Source organism: Vibrio sp. A8-1 (genome assembly GCF_013048685.1).
In the GTDB taxonomy this organism is placed as follows: domain Bacteria; phylum Pseudomonadota; class Gammaproteobacteria; order Enterobacterales; family Vibrionaceae; genus Vibrio; species Vibrio metschnikovii.
This window is the reverse complement of sequence record NZ_VHTC01000001.1, coordinates 78,946-101,203: the sequence shown is the minus strand read 5'-3', so window position 1 is coordinate 101,203 and position 22,258 is coordinate 78,946. Positions and strand designations below refer to the sequence as shown.

Here is a 22,258-nt window from a genome sequence, read left to right as displayed (position 1 = left end):
GGAATGGGTAGCCAACAATGAACAACAAAAAAGCTACTTTAGGTGAACTAAAGTAGCTTATTCAGGCTTTAAGCATGTTAAACCAGAGGTTAACGAGTGCCGTAGACCACGATGGTTTTACCGTGTGCTGATATCAGATTTTGCTCTTCAAGCATTTTCAGAATCCGACCAACGGTTTCACGAGAACAACCAACGATTTGACCAATTTCTTGACGAGTGATTTTGATTTGCATCCCATCAGGGTGAGTCATTGCATCGGGTTGTTTTGCTAGGTTTAGTAGAGTTTGTGCAATACGACCAGTCACATCAAGGAACGCCAAATCACCGACTTTTTGGCTGGTCACTTGTAGGCGACGAGCCATTTGCCCTGATAGACGCATCAGGATATCGGGGTTAACTTGAATCAATTGACGGAACTTCTTAAAAGAAATTTCCGCGACTTCACAAGGGGATTTAGCTCGAACCCAAGCGGTACGCTCTTGATCTTCTTCGAACAGACCAAGCTCGCCGATGAAATCACCTTGGTTAAGGTAAGAAAGAATCATCTCTTTACCTTCTTCGTCTTTAATCAGTACCGCAACAGAACCTTTAACAATGTAGTACAAGGTTTCCGCTTTTTCGCCCGCATGGATCAGCGTGCTTTTTGAAGGGTACTTATGAATATGACAATGTGAAAGGAACCACTCTAGTGTTGGGTCGGTTTGAGGTTTACCTAGAACCATAATATCTCACTTCCTCTGCAGGGTACGCTCGCTGCTGTCCGTATATTTTAGCGAAGCCTTAATGGATTAACTAGAATAAGAGGACTTCCTAATGGCTGCAAGCTATCTTGTGTTCGGTAAGGAATAGTATCCTTTTTCGAACGCGATTTCTTGATTTTAATCGTATCAAACCATGGATATTTTACGCAAAAACGTGCACATGATCACGGTATGAAAAGTAATCGTGTTAATAAGACCGTAGCCTGACCGATTATGCGAATTTCTTACTCATCAGGTCAAGATAAGGCAATCTCAACCAATTTTTCCGGATTCAATTAATTGCTGGAGTAAGGGTTGCACGATAAGTTCCATAGCAAAGCCCATTTTGCCGCCAGGAACCACAATCGTGTTGTGACGCGACATAAACGAGCCATCAATCATTGCCAGTAAATAGGGATAATCGACATTCTTTATCCCGCGTAAACGGATCACCACAAAGCTTTCATCTAAACTCGGGATGCCTTTCGCATTGAGAGGATTTGAGGTGTCGACCGTAGGCACTCGTTGAAAGTTAATGTGCGTACGCGAAAACTGAGGGGTAATGTAATTCAGATAATCGTCCATTGAGCGAACGATAGAATCCATGACGGCTTCACGAGAATGGCCGCGATCACGAGTATCGCGCACGTATTTTTGGATCCATTCCAAATTGACAATTGGAACCATGCCAATTAAAAAATCGACATGTTGCGCGACATTAATGTCACCGTCGACCACACCGCCATGTAAGCCTTCATAAAATAAGACATTGGTATCATCAGGCAGTTGCTGCCAAGGTGTGAAGGTGCCGGGCATCTGATTATAGGGGACGGCCTCGTCAAAGGTATGCAGATAACGACGGATTTGTCCTGCGCCCGTTTTGCCATATTGGCGGAAAAAATCTTGCAGAGCAGGGAAGTCATTCGCTTGCGGACCGAAGTAGCTAATATGTCGACCTTGTTCTCTTGCTTTACGAATTTCAATATCCATTTCTGGACGAGTGAAGCGGTGGAAGCTATCACCTTCCACCCAAGCGGGTTTAATGTTCATCATATTGAACATTTTACGGAAAGCTTCTGATGTGGTCGTTGTACCAGCGCCTGATGAACCGGTGACCGCAATAATGGGGTGTTTTGCTGACATGACATACCTTGTCTGTTGATCCTTGAGGGGCAAAGCCCATGACTGGTTTCACTATATCATGGAAAAAACGCAGCAGAAAACGCCGATTTTTGCCGTCAGCGTGCGGTACTTTTGATATCGATCGTTTCGTGTAACTCAGAATAGACGATCATCGCTTGCCCACTGCGCAGTTGAGCGATGACTTGATCGATTTTGTCTTGTAAGCTGATTTCACTTTCACCGTAGTCAGTGCCTTCGCGTAATACAAACTCACGAATTAAATTGTCTAGAGTGTCACTGGCGATATGTTGCCAAGGAACGATCATAAATACCTCATGATTTTATGAACTGATAATCTCTGTTTTACGATATTTTGCTGCCATATGACGCCAAATGACGCTAATTTTTATTTCTGTCGCCAATTAGCGTAGTAACTCGGCAAAGCCTGCTCAAGCCAGAACCTAGGTTGACGTAAGCTGCCAGCTAAAAAACCAACATGGCCACCGTGTTCAAATAATTGGTAGTTAATCTGTGGGTTTAAAGGACCGCGCGGGATCACTGCTTCAGTCATAAACGGATCATCGGCAGCATGAATGATCAGCGTAGGGATAGTAATCGCGCCTAATTTCATGAGTCCTGAGCATTGTTGATAGTACTCTTGCGCATCTTTAAAGCCGTGTAGCGGTGCGGTGATCAAATCATCAAATTGATAGAGCTTGCTTACTTGACGAATGGATTGCGTGGTTAAACCTAGCTCATTTTGTAGCAATGGGGCTTTTCTTAACGCATTATTTTTTAATGATGAGAGTAAATAACGGCGATAAATTTTTGAAAAGCCCTGTTCAATACGTTGCGAACACGCTGCTAAATCCAGTGGTGCGGAAATGATGGTTGCCGCATCGACAATCGGATCATCCCGATAGCACGCCAGATAGTTGACCAGCATATTACCGCCTAAAGAGACTCCAGTCGCAATGATGGTACGCTGAGGGAATTGCGCTCGTAGGTATTCAAGTACGAAACGCGCGTCTTCCGTTTCACCCGAATGGTAAGCTCGAGCTAAGCGGTTGGGTTTTCCGCTGCAGCCTCGAAAATGCATCATCACCGATAGCCAACCATGTCGAGCAAACGCATCCATTAAGCCATTAGCATAAGGGCTATAAAAACTGCCTTCTAAACCGTGAAATAAGACAAAAATGGGTTTATCGACACCGGGGAAGGCTGGTTCACTCCATGCTAAATCAAGAAAATCGTTATCTGGCGTGGTTAAGGTTTGCCAAACCGGCGTAAAGCAAGCCGCTCGACGAATTAAGCGCGGTAGTAGGGTTTGTAAATGTGGGTTGGTTAATCCCTTCGCGGCAGTAAACGGCGACATCAAAAACCTCAATTCTTTATGAGCATCATGTTGGTTTTACCGGGGTAGAGAATAGAGAGATCAAATGCTCAGCGCCAAGTTGTCGACAGTAGCGCTCAGTCAACGCTAGGTCTTTGGTCGGGGATAATCGGAATCCCTGTACGCAGGCGATCAGCTCTGCTTGTTGCTGTTTTTCTAACCGCAATTCAAACTGTAGCGCTTCACGGTACAGTGTTTCTGATAGGTGAGACTTTAGTTTACGGCGCAACTCACGAAAAGAGTGAACTAAGCTTTCTGAATGATTTAAACACGCCAATAAGCGTGGCCATTCTGAATCGTTAATACTGAGTTGTTGTTCGTCTAACCACTTGAGCAGCAAGAGTAAATTTACATTCCCCTGAAACTGGTTTTGCAGACACAAGCACGCTTCTTTCACTTCATTAACCGCATAATAGTCGAGGCTAAATTGCCATAAGCCTTCTAACGTTAATGATGAATGAGCGTGCGTTGGGATCATTACTGAGTGAATTCCTGTTCCAGTTGTTCAAGATGTTCTTGCTCGGCCATCCAATCACTTTCTACTTGCTCAAGCGCGCTTTTTGCTGACGCTTGATTAGCAATCACTTCGGTTAATTGGGCTTTATTCTCTGCGTCATACAAACTGGCCTCAGAGAGATTTAACTCGGCTTGGGCGAGAATGGCATTCAATTTATCCATTTTCTCTTCTAACTGTGTCAATTTTTTGCGAATTGGCGCGGTTTGTTTACGAAAATCAGCTTCGCGACGTTTTTGCTCTTTTTTCGCCGCAGCACTGTTGGTGCTGTCTTTGACTGGTTGAGTCGCTTGAGCTTCTTTACGGGCAATTTTCTGTTGATCGGTTAGCCATTTGTAGTAATCGGTTAAGTCGCCATCAAAAGGAGCGACTTGCTGATCATGCACTAAGTACAGCTCGTCAGTGGTCGCGCGTAATAGGTAGCGGTCATGACTGACGATAACCATTGCACCTTCAAAGCTTTGTAAGGCAAAGGTTAGTGCTTGGCGCATGTCTAAATCTAAATGGTTGGTGGGTTCGTCCAACAACAACAGATTAGGTTTTTGCCACACAATCAGCGCCAGCACCAAACGGGCTTTTTCGCCACCGGAGAAAGGGGCCACTTTTTCTAGCGCTTTTTCACCCTGAAAACCAAAACTGCCTAAATAATTGCGCAGCTCAAGTTCGGTTTTATCCGGGGCAATTTGCATCATGTGCTGCAACGGCGTTTCTTGTGGGTGTAATGTTTCCAACTGATGCTGGGCAAAGTAGCCGATTTTCACGCCTTGAGAGTAAGTGAGATCGCCACTTTGCGGTTTCAGTTCACTGGAGAGCAGTTTAATTAATGTTGATTTACCCGCGCCATTACGACCTAGCAAACCAATTCGGCTACCCGGGACTAAGTTAAGACGAATCTTTTCGAGGATCAGCCGACCGTCATATCCGGCGGCCACGTTATCCATCATTAAAATCGGATTAGGCAAGGCGGCAGGTTGACGAAACTCAAAGCTAAACGGGTTATCAAATTGCGCTGGTAAAACTTGCTCCATTTTTTCCAGTGCTTTAATTCGGCTTTGTGCTTGGCGCGCTTTTGAGGCTTTATAGCGAAAGCGATCAATGTAGCTTTGCATATGTGCCATCTGCTTTTGCTGTTTTTGATATTGCGCTTGTTGCTGCATTAGCTTTTGTGCGCGTTGCACTTCAAACGATGAGTAGTTACCGGTGTACTCATTGAGCTGTTGATTTTCAATATGAATAATCCGATTGACGATCGGGTCAAGAAAATCACGATCGTGAGAGATCAACAGTAGCGTACCAGGATAGCTCTGTAGCCAACGCTCAAGCCACATCACTGCATCTAAATCGAGGTGGTTAGTGGGCTCGTCGAGGAGCAATAAATCAGAGCGACAGATCAGCGCTTGGGCAAGGTTAAGACGCATGCGCCAGCCACCAGAAAATTGGGTTAAATTCCAACTCATTTGTTGTTGACTGAAACCTAAACCATCCAGCAGTTCGGCAGCGCGCGCTTGAATGCTGTAACCACCAATGGTTTCAATATGACCATGCAACTCGGCAACACGGGTGCCATTATCTTGCTGTTCTGCTTCACGGAGTTGTTGTTCTAAGCGACGATATTCTCGATCACCATCAATCACGTATTCTAAAGCTTGTCGCTCTAAAGCGGGCGTTTCTTGGGCAACCCAAGCCAACTCCCAGTGAGCCGGTTGATTAAATGAGCCGGCATCAATCGATAACTCCTCTTTCATTAATGCAAATAGTGTTGATTTACCACAGCCGTTTTTACCGACTAAACCGACTTTATCGCCGGGATGAATAGTGGCTGAGGTTTTATCAAGCAGCGGTTTTCCGCCACGGAGTAATTGAATGTCAGAGAAGATAATCATAAAGAGTCGTGTCTAGTTAGCCGTGTATGTCGCCGCGAATAGTAGGAGTAATCTTGATCAATGTCGATGATTATACCGATTCGTTGATGGTCTTCCTAGGCGGTTCTCTATCGTTTAGCGACATTGGCTCGTTACATGCTCGGCTATCGCTTGGTCGGCTTTAAGGCTACAATTTGTGTTACTGTTGAGCCGCTTACGATAAGGAAATCCGTTGGTTGCTCTATCGACCGTTCGCATCTATTAAAGAGAATCAAGGAATGACCAAGGATAAGGATAAAGAGAACGCATCCTCCCATCATCAAGTGGGCACCGCCGATCGACCCAAGGTATTGGTTATTTACGCTCACCCCGACCCTGATCACTCGCTGGCTAATCGTCTGCTGATTGAACGAATTATCGCTTTGCCTCATGTTGAAGTGCTTGATCTGTACGCGACCTATCCCGATTTTTTTATCGATGTGAATCAAGAGCATCAACGTTTACTGGAAGTTGATGTGATTGTCTTTCAACACCCGTTGTACATGTATTCGTGTCCTGCATTATTAAAAGAGTGGATTGATAAAGTGCTCGGTAAAGGTTTTGCCTTTGGACCAGAAAGTGCGCTGCAAGGTAAGTGTTGGCGAAGCGTGATCACGACCGGTGGGCATCGAGAGGCTTTTAGTGCTGAGGGATACAATCGTTATCCATTGAGTGCAATTCTACAACCTTTTGAATTAACCGCCGCGTTATGTCGTATGCGCTGGATTGATCCGTTAGTGATGTATTGGGCAAGGCACATCAGTGATGCTGAACGCAGGCAACATGCTGATCAGTATGTCGCTTGGCTAGAAGGGTTACGTCATGATGACTGATTGGCTGTCCAGTTCGGTGATTTTTTTGACGGCTGCCGTGGTCGCAGTACCGATTGCTCAACGTTTAGGGCTTGGGGCTATTTTGGGCTATTTACTCGCCGGGATTGTGATTGGTCCTTGGGGTTTTAAGCTTATCACTGATGTTAATGCGATTTTGAACTTTGCCGAATTTGGTGTGGTACTGCTGCTATTTTTGATTGGCTTAGAGCTAAACCCTAAGCGATTGTGGCAAATGAAAGGACCGATCCTTGGGCAAGGTGGGTCACAGATGTTAATCACCAGTAGCGTGATCGCGAGCGGTTTATGGATGTACGGTTTCTCTTGGCCAGTGAGTATCACGGTTGGGTTGATTCTTGCTCAATCATCGACGGCAATAGCGCTACGTACCATTGATGAAATGCGGTTAACCTTAAGTGATACGGGACGCACGGTATTTGCCGTGTCGCTGTTTCAAGATTTAGCGGTTATTCCAACGCTCGCTTTAGTGGCCATTTTTGCCGGCCAAACAACGGGTGACAGCTTACCATTAATGTGGATGTTGGCAGGGGTAGCAGGGCTATTAATGGCTGGGCATTTCCTATTGCAGCCTTTATTTCGGTGGGTGGTGAATAGCCAAGTGCGCGAGCTATTTACCGTAGCCTCGCTATTGTTGGTGATTGCGATTGCCTTATTGATGGAAAAGCTGGGTTTGTCGATGGCCTTAGGGGCTTTTCTGGCAGGCATGCTGCTTGCGGAAAGTGAGTTTCGTCATGAGTTAAGTACAGCCATTGAGCCTTTTAAAGGCTTATTGTTGGGGCTATTTTTTATCGCCGTGGGCATGTCGGTTAATATCGACTTACTGTGGCAGGAGTGGTGGTTGGTCAGTCTACTGGTGATCGGGCTAATCAGTGTCAAAATGGCGATCATGTATGGTTTAGCGCGTCTAGCTAAAGTGCGTTCGAAAGCACGCAGTCGCAGCGCGTTGATTTTGAGTCAAGGCGGAGAAATTGGTTTTGTCATTTTGACTGCCGCGACGGAGGGGCAATTATTCACGGCTAGTCAGTCAGCGTTGCTGGTTTTAGTGATCAGTGTCTCGATGATGACGACCCCATTATTGCTCAAACTCCAAACCTTCTATTATAGCCAGACGTTAAATAGCCCTGAAGAGGAGCCTGACAACACGATTGGCCATCAAACTCCGCAAGTGATCATCGCTGGTTTTGGCCGCTTTGGACAGATCGTTGGCCGATTAATGTACGCCAATAAGATTAAAATTACCGTATTAGAGAGTGATGCCAGCCAAATTAAACTGCTGCGTAAATATGGTTATAAGGTGTTTTATGGCGATGCGACCCACCTTGAACTGTTGCGCTCTGCGGGGGCTGCACAGGCAGAGGCGATAGTGATCTGTACCGATGAACCCGATGAAGTGATGCGGATTGTGACTTTGTGTCAACAGCACTTCCCACAATTAAAAATCTTAGCACGGGCGCGAAGTCGGGTAGAGGCCTATCAATTATTAAGCCACGGTATCGCAGGGCATTCTCGAGAGACGTTTCTTGGCGCTTTAGATTTAGGCCGCCAAGTGCTTGTGCAATTAGGCATGCACCCTTATCAGGCGAAACGAGCAGAAGCGCACTTTCGGCGGTTGGATGTCACGATGCTTAAAGAATTATTGCCGCAGCACAGTGATGATAAAAACTTAACGTTACGGACTAAAGCGGCTCGTAAAGAGCTGGAAGAGATTTTTGGACGAGAGATGGCTAATGATCGTCAAGCTCGTGATTATTGGGAAAAACGTAGGACGAAATAGTGAGCACAAAAAAACGTTTTATTGCTGGAGCCAGTTGCCCAAATTGTAAAACACAAGACACACTGCGCTGGTGGATAGAGAATAATATTGAGCTGGTTGAGTGTGTAGAATGTGATTACGCAGAGCAACGTAAACCGCAATCGGTAGAAAAAAGCCAACATGCTACTGAGCAAATGATTGGGATTTTTAAACCAGAATAATTGAGTTTCAGTGTATAATCTTCATAATATTGCTCATCTCTCTCTTAATCTGAGATGAGCAAAACAAAACCAACCTCCTTGGAGCCGTTATGAAAATTGAAAAAAACATGGTTGTGAGCATTGCCTACCAAGTAAAAATGGAAGATGGCGTGGTCGTAGACCAATCAACAGTGGAAGCCCCACTGGAGTATCTACATGGTCACAACAACCTAATCACTGGTCTTGAGCGTGAGCTAGAAGGTAAAGTTATCGGTGATAAATTTAGCGCTACTGTCGCACCAGAAGATGCTTACGGTGAACACAGTGATGCGCTAGTACAACGTGTTCCTGCGGATGTTTTCCAAGGTGTGGATGAGTTGGAAGTCGGTATGCGTTTCTTAGCTGATACCGATCAAGGTCCTATCCCTGTTGAGATCACCGAAGTCGATGGTGATGAAGTGGTGGTTGATGGTAACCACATGTTAGCCGGCCAGACCTTGACGTTTGATGTTGAAGTGATTGCGCTACGTGAAGCGACAGCTGAAGAGCTTGAGCATGGTCACATTCATCATGCTGGTGGCTGTGGTCACGACCATGGGCATGACCACGATCACGATGGTTGCTGCGGTGGCGAAGGTCATCACCATCATGGACAAGAAAAAGAAGGCTGCTGTGGTGGCGGTAGCTGCGGCTCTCATTAATCGATAGCCAAAGATAACTTATTACGATGGAAACGAGCGGCTAAGACCGATTGGTATTCGGAAATCGTGTAAGTTTGTCGATATTGAAAGCGTTAACTGTTCTGCGGTTAGCGCTTTTTTTAAAGGAACTCTACGATGAAATCTCCCTTTGCAATCGCCATTCATGGCGGAGCTGGCACTATCTTGCGTGAGCAGATGAGCGCTTCACTGCAGCAAGAAATAACCCAAACCTTAGAGGCGGCGGTGCGCGCGGGACATCAGCACTTAGAGCAAGGCGGCGATGCGCTAGATGCGGTTGTCGCTGCTGTTACTTTACTTGAAGATTCGCCGTTGTTTAATGCTGGCAAAGGCTCCGTCTTGACTCATCAAGAAATGGTTGAGATGGATGCCGCGGTGATGGATGGTCAACAACGGCGCGTTGGCGCGATTGCTGGGGTAAAACACATCAAAAATCCGGTTGTTCTGGCGAGAGATGTGCTGTTGCACAGTGAGCATGTATTTTTGATTGGGGAAGGAGCAGAAGCCTTTGCTTTTGCGCAGGGGCATACGTATACCGAACAGGACTATTTTTTTACTGAGCGACGTTATGAGCAATTATTAGCCATGAAAGCCAGTGATCAAACGGCGTTATCTGAATCGGTTTATCCAGATGATAAGAAATATGGCACCGTGGGTGCGGTTGCGCTCGATCAACAGGGTAATTTGGCGGCGGCGACCAGTACAGGTGGCATCAGCAACAAGCGCTATGGACGCGTCGGGGATTCGCCGATCATTGGCGCAGGTACGCTGGCTGAAAATGGTAATGTGGCTATCTCAGCCACTGGAGTGGGTGAATATTTTATTCGCTATCAGGTAGCGGGAGAAGTCGCCGCTCGAATGCGGTATCTGCAACAAGACCTCGTCACCGCCTGTGAGACGGTCATTCAAGGTGAACTCAAGCAAGTGGGAGGAGAGGGCGGATTGATCGCTATTGATCAACAGGGCCACATTCACTTTGCGATGAACAGTTCCGGCATGTATCGCGCGGCGATTGACTGTGATGGGGTTTGTTCGGTAAAAATTTATGCTGATGAATAAACGCGTAGATGCCTTCTGAGTGTCAGGTTGATTTTCATCAGTGTCTCACTACTGGCGACTGGCAATTGCCACGCGTTTAAAAAATAACTGCAAGTCGAAGGATTCGGTGCTAGAATCCTTTTTTAACTAGCAATCAGACTTGGAAAGATGGGAAATAACGTAGTCGTTCTAGGCACCCAGTGGGGTGACGAAGGTAAAGGCAAGATAGTTGACCTTTTAACAGAAGATGCCAAATATGTGGTTCGCTATCAAGGTGGCCATAACGCTGGACATACTCTAGTCATCGACGGTGAAAAAACCGTTCTTCACTTAATTCCGTCCGGTATTCTCCGCAACAACGTAAAATGCATCATTGGTAATGGCGTGGTTCTGTCACCCGATGCATTAATCAAAGAGATGACACCGCTTGAAGAGCGTGGCATTCCTGTTAAGGAGCGTCTGTTTATTTCTGAAGCTTGTCCTTTGATTCTTCCTTATCATATCGCTCTTGATCAAGCGCGTGAACTGGCTCGTGGCAAAAAAGCCATTGGTACCACAGGTCGCGGCATTGGTCCTGCTTATGAAGATAAAGTGGCGCGTCGTGGTCTGCGTGTTGGCGATTTGTTCAACATGGTTTCCTTTGCTGAAAAACTTAAAGAAGTCATGGAATTCCATAACTTCCAGCTAGAGCATTTTTATAAAGTAGATCCAGTGAGCTATGACGACGTCTTAGCTCAAGTCCAAGGGTACGCTGAATTGTTGACCTCTATGGTCATCGATGTGACGGATGAATTGGATGCAGCCCGCAAGCGTGGCGACAAGATCATGTTTGAAGGTGCACAAGGTACGCTGTTGGATATTGACCACGGTACTTATCCTTATGTAACGTCTTCTAACACGACCGCTGGTGGTGTAGCTGCTGGTTCAGGTTTTGGTCCTCGTCATCTAGGTTATATCTTAGGTATTGCAAAAGCCTACTGTACTCGTGTTGGTGCGGGTCCATTCCCAACAGAATTGGATGATGAAGTAGGTAACCACTTAGGTACTAAAGGTCATGAATTTGGCGCGACGACGGGTCGTAAACGTCGTTGTGGTTGGTTTGATGCGGTGGCTATGCGCCGTGCGATTCAAATCAACTCAGTCACTGGCTTTTGCTTAACTAAGTTAGATGTACTTGATGGACTGGAAGAGCTAAAAATCTGTACGGGTTATCAAATGCCGGATGGTTCTGTTGCACAGGTATCACCAATGGCAGCAGATGCTTTCGAGGCGGTGACGCCTATTTACGAAACCATGCCAGGTTGGTCAGAAAATACTTTTGGCGCGACATCAATTGAATCATTACCTCAAGCGGCGATTAATTACATTAAACGCATTGAAGAGTTAACGGGCGTGCCAATTGATATTATTTCAACGGGCCCAGACCGTAACGAAACGATCATCAAAGTACACCCATTTAACGTGTGATTTTTTGATTCGTTTGACGATTTCTCTATTTAAAAAGCTGGCGCTTCGCCAGCTTTTTTTATGCCTCATTCTTCATACTCTTAGTCTTGGTGGCAAAAAGTTGCCGCAAAGAGGCAATTTATCCTAAAGTGAATGCTAGGGCTGCCGATACAAGAATCAAGCCGAGCCCTTGCGCGCTGTCGCGCTATACTAGTATGGCTATCGGATTCAACCAAGAGTGCAAGTATGAAGCTACGTACGGTAGCCGCTTCTATATTATTCGCATTTCACTCTTCCTTCGGTCACGCCAACGTGGCGGATGTTAAAGAGCCTGTGCCGATTTATTCTGAAGCTGAGCTAATCAAACTGATTGAACAGAACCAACACTTGGAGCGACTGAAAGCCGATCGCTGCCAGTTGGTTGAGGACATTGTTGCTCGTGCAACTCGGATCAGTCTGCCTGCGTACGAGTTTTTATATGGTGATATGCTGGCGTGGGGCGTTTGCGTTGAACAAGATGTTGAGCTGGGCTTATATTATATGGAAAATGCTGCCCATCAAGGATTAGCCAGTGCCCTAGAGCAGCTTGGTCGTTATTATTCGCGAGGCACGTTAGTCCAGCAAGATAGAGAGCGAGCCATTCCGTATCTTCGTGAAGCGGCGGCGATGGGCAATCTTAATGCTCGGATTCATCTTGCTGAGCTGTTATTACGCGATCATGGTAGCCCGTTAGATTATGAAGATGCCTATCGTTGGTTATACAATTCCGTGACTGCCGATCAGCGAACTCATAATCGAATTACCTTGCTGCGACAAGGATTAGAAATGAGGATGCCAGAAAATATCATTGCTCGAGCAAAGCGCCGTGGCAGCTTCTGGTAAATAAAGCTTGTTTATCTTAGCTTTTTTCTCTATCATTCTGTCGCTTGCTGGATGATTGTCATGCAGTAAGTGATAGATATAGAATATTATTAATACTCAATCCTATCTTATTATTTCCTACTTAGCGTTTAACGCTCGCTTTACCACTTTCTCTCAACATCCTGTCATCATACACACGATTCAACTCTTCGTTATTTATTGTGACAACTTGATTCCGGTCACGTAATACACAAAGTTGTTGCGCTTCTGCCGGTTGGGATTAGCTATTAAGCTTAAGAACACAGTAGGATATACTTTATGTACCTTCCTAGAAAAGCAGGTCTGCCTATGTCTGATACTACCCATACTGATCCGTTTGCGGATCGCGAAGCCGATAACTACGATAACCCGATCCCAAGTCGTGAATATATTTTAGAATTCCTAACCAAAGCCAATGTCCCCATGAACCGTAACGATCTGTTTGCCGCCCTTGAATTATCGGGTGAGGATCATTACGAAGGTCTACGTCGCCGCCTCAGAGCGATGGAGCGAGATGGTCAATTGGTGTTTACGCGTCGTCAATGTTACGCCCTACCAGAAAAACTGGAAATGATTAAAGGCCATGTTATTGGTCATAAAGATGGCCATGGCTGGGTTCGCCCAGAGGGTGGTCTAAACAAAGAAAACGATATTTTACTGCCGCACCACCAAATGCGCACCTTGATTCATGGTGACTTTGTATTAGTGCAGCCAACTGGCACCGACAAACGAGGCCGAAAAGAAGGGCGCTTGGTTCGTATCCTTGAAGCTCGTAATGCACAAATTGTCGGGCGTTTTTTCCTTGAACAAGGTTATTCGTATGTGGTGCCGGATGACTCGCGCATCCATAAAGATATTTTAATCCCAACCGAACACCGCGAAGGCGCTCGGATGGGTAATGTGGTGGTGATTGAAGTAACCGATCGTGGCACTCGTACCCGAGGCATGATGGGTAAGGTTGTAGAAGTACTGGGTGAAAGTATGGCACCGGGTATGGAGACTCAAATCGCTATTCGCACCCATCAAATTCCCCATGAATGGCCTGATGAAGTCTTAAAGCAAGTCAGTGGACTAAAAGAAGAAGTCCCTGAAGAGGCCAAACAAGGTCGAGTCGATTTACGGCAATTGCCTTTGGTGACTATTGATGGGGAAGATGCCCGTGACTTTGATGATGCTGTGTATTGTGAAGCTAGAAAAGAGGGGGGCTGGCGTTTATGGGTAGCCATCGCCGACGTGAGCTATTATGTCCGTCCTGGCAGCGCCTTGGATAAAGAGGCGACCAATCGTGGTAACTCCGTGTATTTCCCATCGCAAGTGGTCCCCATGTTGCCGGAAGTTTTATCTAACGGTCTGTGCTCGCTCAACCCACAAGTCGATCGGTTATGCATGGTGTGTGAAATGACGATCTCTGATGGCGGCAAACTCATCGATTATCAGCATTATGAAGCGGTGATGAGTTCTCATGCTCGACTAACCTATACCAAAGTTAACGATATTTTGCAGGGTGATGAAGAACTGCGTGAGCGCTACCAAGCGGTCGTGCCTCATCTTGAACAGTTACATAACATGTATCAGGTGCTGAAAACGGCTCGTGATCAACGTGGTGCGATTGAATTTGAAACGGTAGAAACCAAATTCATCTTTAATGCCCAGCGTAAGATCGAAAGCATTGAGCCAGTGATCCGTAACGATGCTCATAAGCTGATTGAAGAGTGTATGATCCTTGCCAATATTGCCTCAGCATCGCTAGTCGAAAAAGCCAAGGAAGCCGCTCTGTTCCGAGTGCATGAGCCACCAGGTGAAGAACGTTTAATGGGCTTTAGAGACTTCTTGGGCGAACTAGGACTCGACTTGAGTGGTGGGCTTGAGCCATCGCCAACCGATTACGCCAATCTGATGAAACAAATCGGTGAGCGTGCAGATAAAGAGCTGATTCAAACCATGCTACTGCGCTCAATGAAGCAGGCTGTCTATAACGCCCATAACGCAGGTCACTTTGGTCTGGCATTAAAACGTTATGCGCACTTTACTTCTCCAATCCGCCGCTATCCAGATTTACTTTTACACCGTGCAATCAAATATTTGATAGCGAAAGAACAACATCAGACCCAAGATCGCTGGACACCAACCGGAGGCTATCACTACTCGTTTGAAGAGATGGACTTTTATGGACAACAGTGTTCAATGACCGAACGCCGTGCTGATGATGCAACACGAGAAGTGTCTGATTGGCTGAAGTGCGAGTACATGCAAGATCATGTCGGTGAAGAGCTTGATGGTGTGATTGCCAATGTGACTGGATTTGGTTTTTTTGTTCGACTCACGGAATTACATATCGATGGTTTGGTTCACATCTCCAATTTGGCTAATGACTATTATCAGTTTGACCCTATCGGTCAACGTTTGATTGGTGAGTCATTCGGTAATATTTATCGTTTAGGTGATGCGGTGAAAGTGAAAGTATTATCGGTGAATCTGGATGATCGACAAATTGACTTTGAATTAGTCGAAACAAGTCGTAAGCTACGCGGCGAAGGTAAAACGGCCAAAAAGCGGGCAGTAGAAGCGCAAGCAAAAGCCAAGAGTAAAAAAGCGGGCACGCGTGGTGGAAAAGCCGTTCCAATGGTTGAGCCAACCAAGCGTCCAGATAAATCAGAGAGCGCAGATTCAGCGAAAAGTAAACGCGCTAAGTCTGATAAAGCCAGTAAAGCGAAATCTCGTTCTAAAACGGCAAAGAGCCGGACAAAAACGAAATAGGTAAGTAATGAGTAATGAACTGATTTACGGCATTCATTCGGTCAACGCTGTGATGCAGCGTGAGCCAGCCCGTATCATTGAAGTGTATGTTTTGAAAGGTCGTCAAGATGATCGGCTACTTCCGGTATTGAATGAATTGCAGCGTTTAGGGCTATCCATTCAGGAGATGGGGCGTAAGGCACTGGATGACAAAGCTCAAGGTGCTAATCACCAAGGGTTGATAGCCAAAGTCAAACCAGCTAAAGCATTAAACGAACATGATCTAGACGCAATATTAAGTCAGCATGAACAACCGTTGCTGCTAGTACTGGATGGCGTGACCGATCCGCATAACTTAGGGGCGTGTTTGCGTAATGCAGATGCTGCTGGTGTGGCGGCGGTGATTGTCCCTAAAGATCGTTCAGCACCGATGACGGCCACGGTAAGCAAGGTCGCTTGTGGTGCTGCAGAAACCGTTCCTTTAGTGCGTGTGACCAACTTAGCGCGCACGATGCGTGCTCTACAAGAGCAAGGTGTTTGGTTTGTTGGCACAGCGGGCGAGGCGACGCATGATCTTTATCATAGCAAGCTGACTGGTCCGTTAGCGATTGTCATGGGAGCTGAAGGCGATGGTATGCGCCGTTTAACTCGTGATACTTGTGATGATCTAATCAAAATCCCAATGGCAGGTAGTGTTTCCAGTTTAAATGTCTCAGTCGCGACCGGGATTTGCTTATTTGAAGCGGTCCGTCAACGCAATAACGTTTAATGTTTATGCTGATGTCATCGTTAAGAAACCTAGGTCTACTGACCTAGGTTTCTTGTTTTTCGCCTCATTCGTTTATTTTTCCAACACCCCCTTGCAAGTCAATCTGTGATCTGTATAATGCACCCCCACTGGTTAAGCCAGTTGTGAACCAATGAGCAGCGAGGAGCAAGCTTGTGGCAACACAGGTGAGGTAACGTATACTCAGCTTATGTTCGCAGTTAATAGGATTAGCTTTAGTTAATTTAATTAGCTGACAATGTGCCCAATCGGGGTACTACGGTTTCACATAAATCAATCGACATTTACCCGCCATGGCAGGTTCGAATGGCGATATTGTTTGTGTAATTTTTACTTATTGGAGCTCTGTCTCATGCAGAACCAACGCATCCGTATCCGCCTTAAAGCTTTCGATTACAAACTAATCGATGCTTCTACAGCGGAAATCGTTGAAACAGCTAAGCGTACCGGCGCACAGGTTCGTGGTCCAATTCCACTGCCTACTCGTAAAGAGCGTTTCACTGTTCTTATCTCTCCACACGTAAACAAAGATGCACGTGACCAGTACGAAATTCGTACTCACAAGCGTCTGATCGACATCGTTGAACCAACTGACAAGACTGTTGATGCACTTATGCGTCTTGATCTTGCTGCTGGTGTTGATGTTCAAATCAGCCTAGGTTAAGGGAGATTAGAAGAATGATTGGTCTAGTCGGACGTAAAGTGGGTATGACCCGCGTATTTACTGAAGAAGGCGTTTCTATCCCAGTAACTGTTGTTGAGGTTGAAGCGAACCGTGTTTCTCAAGTGAAAACTCTTGAGACTGACGGCTATGCTGCTATTCAAGTAACAGCTGGAACTAAGAAAGCTAACCGCGTAACTAAGCCAGAAGCTGGTCACTTTGCGAAAGCAGGTGTAGAAGCTGGTCGCGGTCTTTGGGAATTCCGTTTAGAAAACGGCGAAGAGTTCGAAGTTGGTGCTGAACTGACTGTTGAACTGTTCAACGAAATTAAGAAAGTAGACGTTACTGGTACATCGAAAGGTAAAGGCTTCCAAGGTGCTGTTAAGCGCTGGAACTTCCGTACTCAAGATATGACTCACGGTAACTCTTTGTCTCACCGTGCTCCTGGTTCAATTGGCCAATGTCAAACTCCAGGTCGCGTATTTAAAGGCAAAAAAATGGCAGGTCACATGGGTGCTGAGCGTGTAACGACTCAAAACCTAGAGATCGTACGTGTTGACGCTGAGCGCAATCTGCTTCTTATTAAAGGTGCAGTCCCAGGTGCAACTGGCGCTAACGTGATCGTCAAACCAGCTATTAAAGCATAACGTCTAGGAGTAAGTAATGGAATTGATGGTTAAAGGTGCTAACGCACTAACTGTTTCCGAAACTACTTTCGGACGTGAGTTCAACGAAGCTCTTGTACATCAAGTAGTTGTTGCGTATGCAGCAGGTGCTCGTCAAGGTACTCGTGCTCAAAAGACACGTTCAGAAGTTTCTGGCGGTGGCGCTAAGCCATGGCGTCAAAAAGGTACTGGCCGTGCACGTGCTGGTACAATCCGTAGCCCAATCTGGCGTACAGGTGGTGTTACTTTTGCTGCGAAACCACAAGATCACAGCGTTAAAGTAAACAAAAAAATGTACCGCGGCGCTATGAAAAGCATTCTTTCTGAGTTAGTTCGTCAAGAGCGTTTAATCGTTGTTGATAACTTCTCGGTTGAAGCACCAAAAACGAAAGAGCTAGCGGCTAAGTTGAAAGAACTTGAGCTGAACGATGTTCTTATCGTGACTGGCGAAGTAGACGAGAATCTATTCTTAGCTGCTCGTAACCTGTACAAAGTTGACGTGCGTGATGTAACTGGTATTGATCCAGTGAGCCTAATCGCATTTGACAAGGTTCTAATGACTGCTGCTGCAGTTAAGCAAGTTGAGGAGATGCTGGCATGATCCGTGAAGAGCGTCTACTAAAAGTTCTACGTGCACCGCACATCTCTGAAAAAGCCACTATGGCTGCTGAAAAAGCGAACACGATCGTTTTCAAAGTAGCAAAAGATGCAACTAAGAAAGAGATCAAAGCAGCTGTAGAAAAGCTATTTGAAGTTGAAGTTAAGTCTGTAAATACTCTTATTCTTAAGGGTAAGACCAAACGTCAAGGTCTACGCCAAGGTCGCCGCAGCGACGTTAAAAAAGCGTATGTGACTTTGAAAGAAGGTCAAGATCTTGACTTTGTTGGCGGCGCGGAATAACAGGAGTAGTTGAATAATGGCTATTGTTAAATGTAAGCCGACTTCCCCTGGTCGTCGTCACGTTGTTAAAGTTGTTAACGCTGACCTCCACAAGGGTAAGCCATACGCACCTCTTCTAGAGAAAAACTCTAAGAATGGTGGTCGTAACAACAACGGTCGTATCACAGTACGTCATATCGGTGGTGGTCATAAACAACACTATCGTTTGATTGACTTCAAACGTACTAAAGACGGTATCCCAGCGAAAGTTGAACGTCTAGAATACGATCCAAACCGTAGCGCAAACATCGCTCTCGTATTATACGCAGATGGTGAACGTCGTTACATTATTGCACCTAAAGGCCTCCAAGCTGGTGATACTATCCAGTCTGGTGTTGATGCGCCAATCAAAGCAGGTAACACCCTGCCATTGCGCAACATCCCTGTTGGTTCAACGATTCATAACGTTGAGTTAACTCCGGGTAAAGGTGCACAGCTAGCTCGTTCTGCTGGTGCGTATGCTCAACTTGTCGCTCGCGACGGTGCATACGTTACTATCCGTCTACGTTCTGGCGAAATGCGCAAAGTACTTTCTGAAGGCCGTGCAACAATCGGTGAAGTTGGTAACTCTGAGCACATGCTACGTGAGCTTGGTAAAGCGGGTGCTTCACGCTGGCGCGGCGTACGTCCAACCGTACGTGGTGTAGTAATGAACCCTGTTGATCACCCACATGGTGGTGGTGAAGGCCGTACTTCTGGTGGTCGTCATCCTGTATCTCCATGGGGCGTACCAACGAAAGGCTACAAAACTCGTAGCAACAAACGCACTGACAAGTACATCGTACGTCGTCGTAATAAGTAATCTATTTAAAGAGGAATCGCCATGCCACGTTCTCTCAAGAAAGGTCCATTTATTGACCTACACTTGCTGAAGAAGGTAGAGAAAGCGGTGGAAAGCGGAGACAAAAAGCCTATTAAGACTTGGTCCCGTCGTTCAATGATCATTCCAACAATGATCGGTTTGACCATCGCTGTCCATAATGGTCGTCAACACGTTCCAGTTTTTGTAACTGACGAGATGATCGGTCACAAACTGGGTGAATTTGCCCCAACTCGCACTTACCGCGGCCATGCTGCGGATAAGAAAGCTAAGAAGCGTTAAGGAGTAGATGATGGAAGCATTCGCTAAACATAACTTTGCTCGCATTTCGCCTCAGAAAGCTCGCTTAGTTGCAGATCAAATTCGTGGTAAGTCAGTTGACCAAGCTCTAGAAACGTTAACGTTCAGCAACAAAAAAGCGGCTGAACTTATTAAGAAAGTTCTAGAGTCAGCAATCGCTAACGCGGAGCACAACGAAGGTGCTGACATTGACGACCTACGTGTCGCTAAAATCTTCGTAGATGAGGGCCCAACCATGAAGCGTATTATGCCTCGTGCAAAAGGTCGTGCGGATCGTATCTTGAAGCGTTCAAGCCACATCACTATTGTTGTCGCAGACCGCTAAAAGACTAGGAGAGTAAGCAATGGGTCAGAAAGTACATCCTAATGGTATTCGTCTAGGCATCGTTAAGCCTTGGAATGCTACATGGTTTGCTAATACCAAAGATTTCGCTGACAACCTAGACGGCGACTTCAAGGTACGTCAATACCTCACTAAGGAATTGGCAAAAGCGTCTCTATCACGCATCGTTATCGAGCGTCCTGCTAAGAGCATCCGTGTGACTATTCACACTGCTCGCCCAGGCGTTGTTATCGGTAAGAAAGGTGAAGACGTTGAGAAGCTACGCGCAGCAGTAGCGAAGATTGCAGGTGTACCAGCTCAGATTAATATTTCTGAGGTACGTAAACCTGAGCTAGACGGTCAGCTAGTGGCTGATAGCATCGCGTCTCAACTAGAGCGTCGTGTTATGTTCCGTCGTGCTATGAAGCGCGCGGTACAAAACGCTATGCGTCTAGGCGCTAAAGGTATCAAAGTGGAAGTAAGTGGCCGTTTAGGCGGCGCTGAAATTGCACGTTCTGAGTGGTATCGTGAAGGCCGTGTGCCTCTACACACTCTACGTGCTGACATTGATTACGCAACTTCTTCGGCTCACACTACCTATGGTGTGATTGGTGTTAAAGTCTGGATCTTCAAAGGTGAAATCCTAGGCGGTATGCCAGCTGCTAACGCAGTAGAGCCAAAGGCTGACAAGCCTAAGAAGCAGCGCAAAGGCCGTAAGTAAGGAGTCGACAGATGCTACAACCTAAACGTACCAAGTTCCGTAAGGTTCATACAGGTCGTAACCGTGGTCTAGCAAAAGGTACTGAAGTAAGCTTCGGCACCTTTGGTTTGAAAGCTGTAGGCCGTGGTCGTCTAACTGCTCGTCAAATCGAAGCGGCACGTCGTGCTATGACACGTCACATTAAGCGTCAAGGTAAAATCTGGATCCGTGTTTTCCCAGACAAACCAATCACAGAAAAACCACTTGAAGTTCGTCAAGGTAAGGGTAAAGGTAACGTTGAGTACTGGGTAGCCCAAATCCAACCTGGCAAGGTGATGTACGAAGTTGATGGTGTACCTGAAGAATTGGCTCGTGAAGCGTTCCGCCTAGCGGCACGTAAACTGCCATTCAAGACTACATTTGTAACTAAGCAGGTGATGTGATGAAAGCACAAGATCTACGCGAGAAAAACGTTGAAGAGCTTAATGCAGAGCTACTAGGTTTATTGAAAGAGCAGTTCAACTTGCGCATGCAAGCGGCGACTGGTCAACTTCAGCAAACTCATACTCTGAAAGCTGTCCGTCGTGATATCGCACGTGTGAAAACTGTTTTGACTGAGAAGGCAGGCGCATAATGAGCGATAAAATTCGTACCCAACAAGGTCGTGTTATCAGTGACAAGATGGACAAATCTATCGTTGTTGCTATCGAACGTTTCGTGAAGCACCCAATTTACGGTAAATTCGTTCGTCGCACGACTAAAGTACACGCACATGATGAAAACAACGAGTGTGGCGCAGGCGATACCGTTGAAATCCGTGAGTGTCGTCCATTGTCTAAGACTAAGTCTTGGACTTTGGTAAAAGTAGTAGAAAAAGCGAAAATTTAATTGAGCTTTTAATGCGAATACAGCGGCCCCGATTATTTTTGGGGCCGCTTGTTTTTTGACTACCCAATCACAAAAAAGGGTGGTACAATTCGCGTCCCTTTAAAGAGGCAGCCCGACCCGAGATGGGTCTAGTTTTTTTAATATTTAGCGGAGCACTAACATGATCCAAATGCAAAGTATGCTGGACGCAGCTGATAACTCAGGCGCTCGCAGCGTAATGTGTATTAAGGTTCTGGGTGGCTCTCACCGTCGTTACGCCCATGTTGGCGACATCATCAAAGTTACTGTGAAAGAAGCAATTCCTCGCGGTAAAGTGAAAAAAGGTGATGTATTGAAGGCGGTGGTAGTTCGCACCCGTAAAGGCGTACGTCGTCCAGACGGTTCTGTCATTCGCTTCGACCGTAATGCTTGCGTATTGCTAAACAACAATACCGAGCAACCAATCGGTACACGTATCTTTGGTCCAGTGACTCGTGAGCTTCGTAACGCGAAATTCATGAAGATTGTGTCACTAGCACCTGAAGTTCTGTAAGGAGCGGCAAAAAATGGCAGCTAAAATCCGTCGTAATGACGAAGTGATCGTTCTTGCTGGGAAAGACAAAGGCAAGAAAGGTAAAGTAACTAAGGTTCTAACAACTGGTAAAGTTATCGTTGAAGGTATCAATCTAGTTAAGAAACATCAAAAGCCAGTTCCTGCGCTTGGTATCCAAGGTGGTATCGTAGAGCAAGAAGCAGCGATTGATGCATCTAACATTGCGATCTTTAATGCAGCAACCGGTAAAGCGGACCGTATCGGTTTCCGTTTCGAAGATGGTAAGAAAGTTCGTTTCTTTAAGTCTAACAACGAAATCGTTTCTAACTAA

The 22,258-nt window shown here is 46.0% G+C and carries 28 protein-coding genes; 22 read left to right on the top strand and 6 right to left on the bottom strand.

The genetic code is table 11. The annotated features are described in order from the left end of the window. Positions 1–89: 89 nt before the first annotated feature. The 6 genes from crp to FKN93_RS00535 all read right to left on the bottom strand — a co-directional run bounded on the left by crp (position 90) and on the right by FKN93_RS00535 (position 5,652). Complete coding sequence (crp, locus tag FKN93_RS00560; RefSeq protein WP_004394497.1) at positions 90–722, bottom strand: cAMP-activated global transcriptional regulator CRP; 633 nt, start codon at positions 720–722, stop codon at positions 90–92. A 291-nt stretch (positions 723–1,013) separates the two neighbouring features. Continuing rightward, the gene (locus tag FKN93_RS00555; RefSeq protein ID WP_004394498.1) at positions 1,014–1,883 is read right to left on the bottom strand and encodes a phosphoribulokinase; all 870 of its coding nucleotides are present in this window, start codon (positions 1,881–1,883) and stop codon (positions 1,014–1,016) included. A 95-nt stretch (positions 1,884–1,978) separates the two neighbouring features. Beyond that, positions 1,979–2,188: a YheU family protein gene (locus FKN93_RS00550; protein ID WP_004394499.1), complete on the bottom strand. Its 210-nt coding sequence runs from the start codon at positions 2,186–2,188 to the stop codon at positions 1,979–1,981. Between the two features lie 80 nt (positions 2,189–2,268). Then, positions 2,269–3,237: a hydrolase gene (locus tag FKN93_RS00545; protein ID WP_004394500.1), complete on the bottom strand. Its 969-nt coding sequence runs from the start codon at positions 3,235–3,237 to the stop codon at positions 2,269–2,271. Between the two features lie 25 nt (positions 3,238–3,262). After that, entirely contained in the window at positions 3,263–3,733 is a 471-nt protein-coding gene (locus FKN93_RS00540; RefSeq protein WP_040903966.1) for a TIGR02444 family protein, read from the bottom strand. After that, complete coding sequence (locus tag FKN93_RS00535) at positions 3,733–5,652, bottom strand: ABC transporter ATP-binding protein (protein WP_115152783.1); 1,920 nt, start codon at positions 5,650–5,652, stop codon at positions 3,733–3,735. The genes FKN93_RS00540 and FKN93_RS00535 overlap by 1 nt, the downstream gene beginning before the upstream one ends. A gap of 257 nt (positions 5,653–5,909) precedes the next feature. Here FKN93_RS00535 and kefG point away from each other — a divergent pair, with 257 nt between their 5' ends. From kefG to rplX, 22 genes are all read left to right on the top strand, one after another. Next, positions 5,910–6,503, top strand: a complete 594-nt coding sequence (gene kefG / locus FKN93_RS00530) for a glutathione-regulated potassium-efflux system ancillary protein KefG (RefSeq protein ID WP_050782705.1) — start codon at positions 5,910–5,912, stop codon at positions 6,501–6,503. After that, positions 6,493–8,295 carry a glutathione-regulated potassium-efflux system protein KefB gene (gene kefB / locus FKN93_RS00525; RefSeq protein ID WP_040903969.1) on the top strand — a complete coding sequence of 601 codons (1,803 nt, stop codon included), beginning with the start codon at positions 6,493–6,495 and terminating at the stop codon, positions 8,293–8,295. The genes kefG and kefB overlap by 11 nt, the downstream gene beginning before the upstream one ends. Continuing rightward, positions 8,295–8,495: a YheV family putative zinc ribbon protein gene (locus FKN93_RS00520; RefSeq protein ID WP_004394504.1), complete on the top strand. Its 201-nt coding sequence runs from the start codon at positions 8,295–8,297 to the stop codon at positions 8,493–8,495. Before kefB ends, FKN93_RS00520 begins: the two co-directional genes overlap by 1 nt. Before the next feature lie 89 nt (positions 8,496–8,584). Continuing rightward, the gene (gene slyD, locus FKN93_RS00515) at positions 8,585–9,175 is read left to right on the top strand and encodes a peptidylprolyl isomerase (RefSeq protein WP_004394505.1); all 591 of its coding nucleotides are present in this window, start codon (positions 8,585–8,587) and stop codon (positions 9,173–9,175) included. A gap of 135 nt (positions 9,176–9,310) precedes the next feature. Beyond that, positions 9,311–10,252, top strand: a complete 942-nt coding sequence (locus FKN93_RS00510) for an isoaspartyl peptidase/L-asparaginase (protein WP_004394506.1) — start codon at positions 9,311–9,313, stop codon at positions 10,250–10,252. Between the two features lie 147 nt (positions 10,253–10,399). Continuing rightward, positions 10,400–11,698, top strand: coding sequence for an adenylosuccinate synthase (locus tag FKN93_RS00505; RefSeq protein ID WP_004394507.1), 1,299 nt, complete (start codon positions 10,400–10,402; stop codon positions 11,696–11,698). A gap of 225 nt (positions 11,699–11,923) precedes the next feature. Continuing rightward, positions 11,924–12,559, top strand: a complete 636-nt coding sequence (locus FKN93_RS00500; RefSeq protein WP_040903975.1) for a tetratricopeptide repeat protein — start codon at positions 11,924–11,926, stop codon at positions 12,557–12,559. A 327-nt stretch (positions 12,560–12,886) separates the two neighbouring features. Continuing rightward, on the top strand, positions 12,887–15,334 hold the full coding sequence (gene rnr / locus FKN93_RS00495) for a ribonuclease R (protein WP_004394509.1): 2,448 nt from the start codon (positions 12,887–12,889) through the stop codon (positions 15,332–15,334). A gap of 7 nt (positions 15,335–15,341) precedes the next feature. Next, positions 15,342–16,082: a 23S rRNA (guanosine(2251)-2'-O)-methyltransferase RlmB gene (gene rlmB / locus FKN93_RS00490; protein ID WP_004394510.1), complete on the top strand. Its 741-nt coding sequence runs from the start codon at positions 15,342–15,344 to the stop codon at positions 16,080–16,082. A gap of 370 nt (positions 16,083–16,452) precedes the next feature. Continuing rightward, positions 16,453–16,764, top strand: coding sequence for a 30S ribosomal protein S10 (gene rpsJ, locus FKN93_RS00485; protein WP_001181007.1), 312 nt, complete (start codon positions 16,453–16,455; stop codon positions 16,762–16,764). A gap of 14 nt (positions 16,765–16,778) precedes the next feature. Then, positions 16,779–17,408, top strand: coding sequence for a 50S ribosomal protein L3 (rplC, locus tag FKN93_RS00480; protein ID WP_004394520.1), 630 nt, complete (start codon positions 16,779–16,781; stop codon positions 17,406–17,408). Positions 17,409–17,424: 16 nt separating this feature from the next. Continuing rightward, on the top strand, positions 17,425–18,027 hold the full coding sequence (gene rplD, locus FKN93_RS00475) for a 50S ribosomal protein L4 (RefSeq protein WP_004394521.1): 603 nt from the start codon (positions 17,425–17,427) through the stop codon (positions 18,025–18,027). Continuing rightward, positions 18,024–18,326 (top strand): 50S ribosomal protein L23, encoded by a 303-nt coding sequence (gene rplW, locus FKN93_RS00470; protein WP_004394523.1) that lies wholly within the window; start codon positions 18,024–18,026, stop codon positions 18,324–18,326. Before rplD ends, rplW begins: the two co-directional genes overlap by 4 nt. A 16-nt stretch (positions 18,327–18,342) precedes the next feature. After that, the gene (gene rplB, locus FKN93_RS00465) at positions 18,343–19,167 is read left to right on the top strand and encodes a 50S ribosomal protein L2 (protein ID WP_004394524.1); all 825 of its coding nucleotides are present in this window, start codon (positions 18,343–18,345) and stop codon (positions 19,165–19,167) included. 21 nt (positions 19,168–19,188) lie between these two features. Next, a complete protein-coding gene (gene rpsS, locus FKN93_RS00460) occupies positions 19,189–19,467 on the top strand; it encodes a 30S ribosomal protein S19 (protein ID WP_004394525.1) in 279 nt (92 codons plus the stop codon). A gap of 10 nt (positions 19,468–19,477) precedes the next feature. After that, complete coding sequence (rplV, locus tag FKN93_RS00455; protein WP_004394526.1) at positions 19,478–19,810, top strand: 50S ribosomal protein L22; 333 nt, start codon at positions 19,478–19,480, stop codon at positions 19,808–19,810. 19 nt (positions 19,811–19,829) lie between these two features. Next, a complete protein-coding gene (gene rpsC, locus FKN93_RS00450; RefSeq protein WP_004394527.1) occupies positions 19,830–20,528 on the top strand; it encodes a 30S ribosomal protein S3 in 699 nt (232 codons plus the stop codon). 11 nt (positions 20,529–20,539) lie between these two features. Continuing rightward, complete coding sequence (rplP, locus tag FKN93_RS00445) at positions 20,540–20,950, top strand: 50S ribosomal protein L16 (RefSeq protein ID WP_004394529.1); 411 nt, start codon at positions 20,540–20,542, stop codon at positions 20,948–20,950. Further along, the gene (gene rpmC / locus FKN93_RS00440) at positions 20,950–21,141 is read left to right on the top strand and encodes a 50S ribosomal protein L29 (protein WP_072670434.1); all 192 of its coding nucleotides are present in this window, start codon (positions 20,950–20,952) and stop codon (positions 21,139–21,141) included. Before rplP ends, rpmC begins: the two co-directional genes overlap by 1 nt. After that, a complete protein-coding gene (gene rpsQ, locus FKN93_RS00435) occupies positions 21,141–21,395 on the top strand; it encodes a 30S ribosomal protein S17 (RefSeq protein WP_072670433.1) in 255 nt (84 codons plus the stop codon). Before rpmC ends, rpsQ begins: the two co-directional genes overlap by 1 nt. Before the next feature lie 160 nt (positions 21,396–21,555). Next, on the top strand, positions 21,556–21,927 hold the full coding sequence (rplN, locus tag FKN93_RS00430) for a 50S ribosomal protein L14 (protein WP_004394532.1): 372 nt from the start codon (positions 21,556–21,558) through the stop codon (positions 21,925–21,927). Positions 21,928–21,940: 13 nt separating this feature from the next. After that, positions 21,941–22,258: a 50S ribosomal protein L24 gene (gene rplX / locus FKN93_RS00425; RefSeq protein ID WP_004394533.1), complete on the top strand. Its 318-nt coding sequence runs from the start codon at positions 21,941–21,943 to the stop codon at positions 22,256–22,258.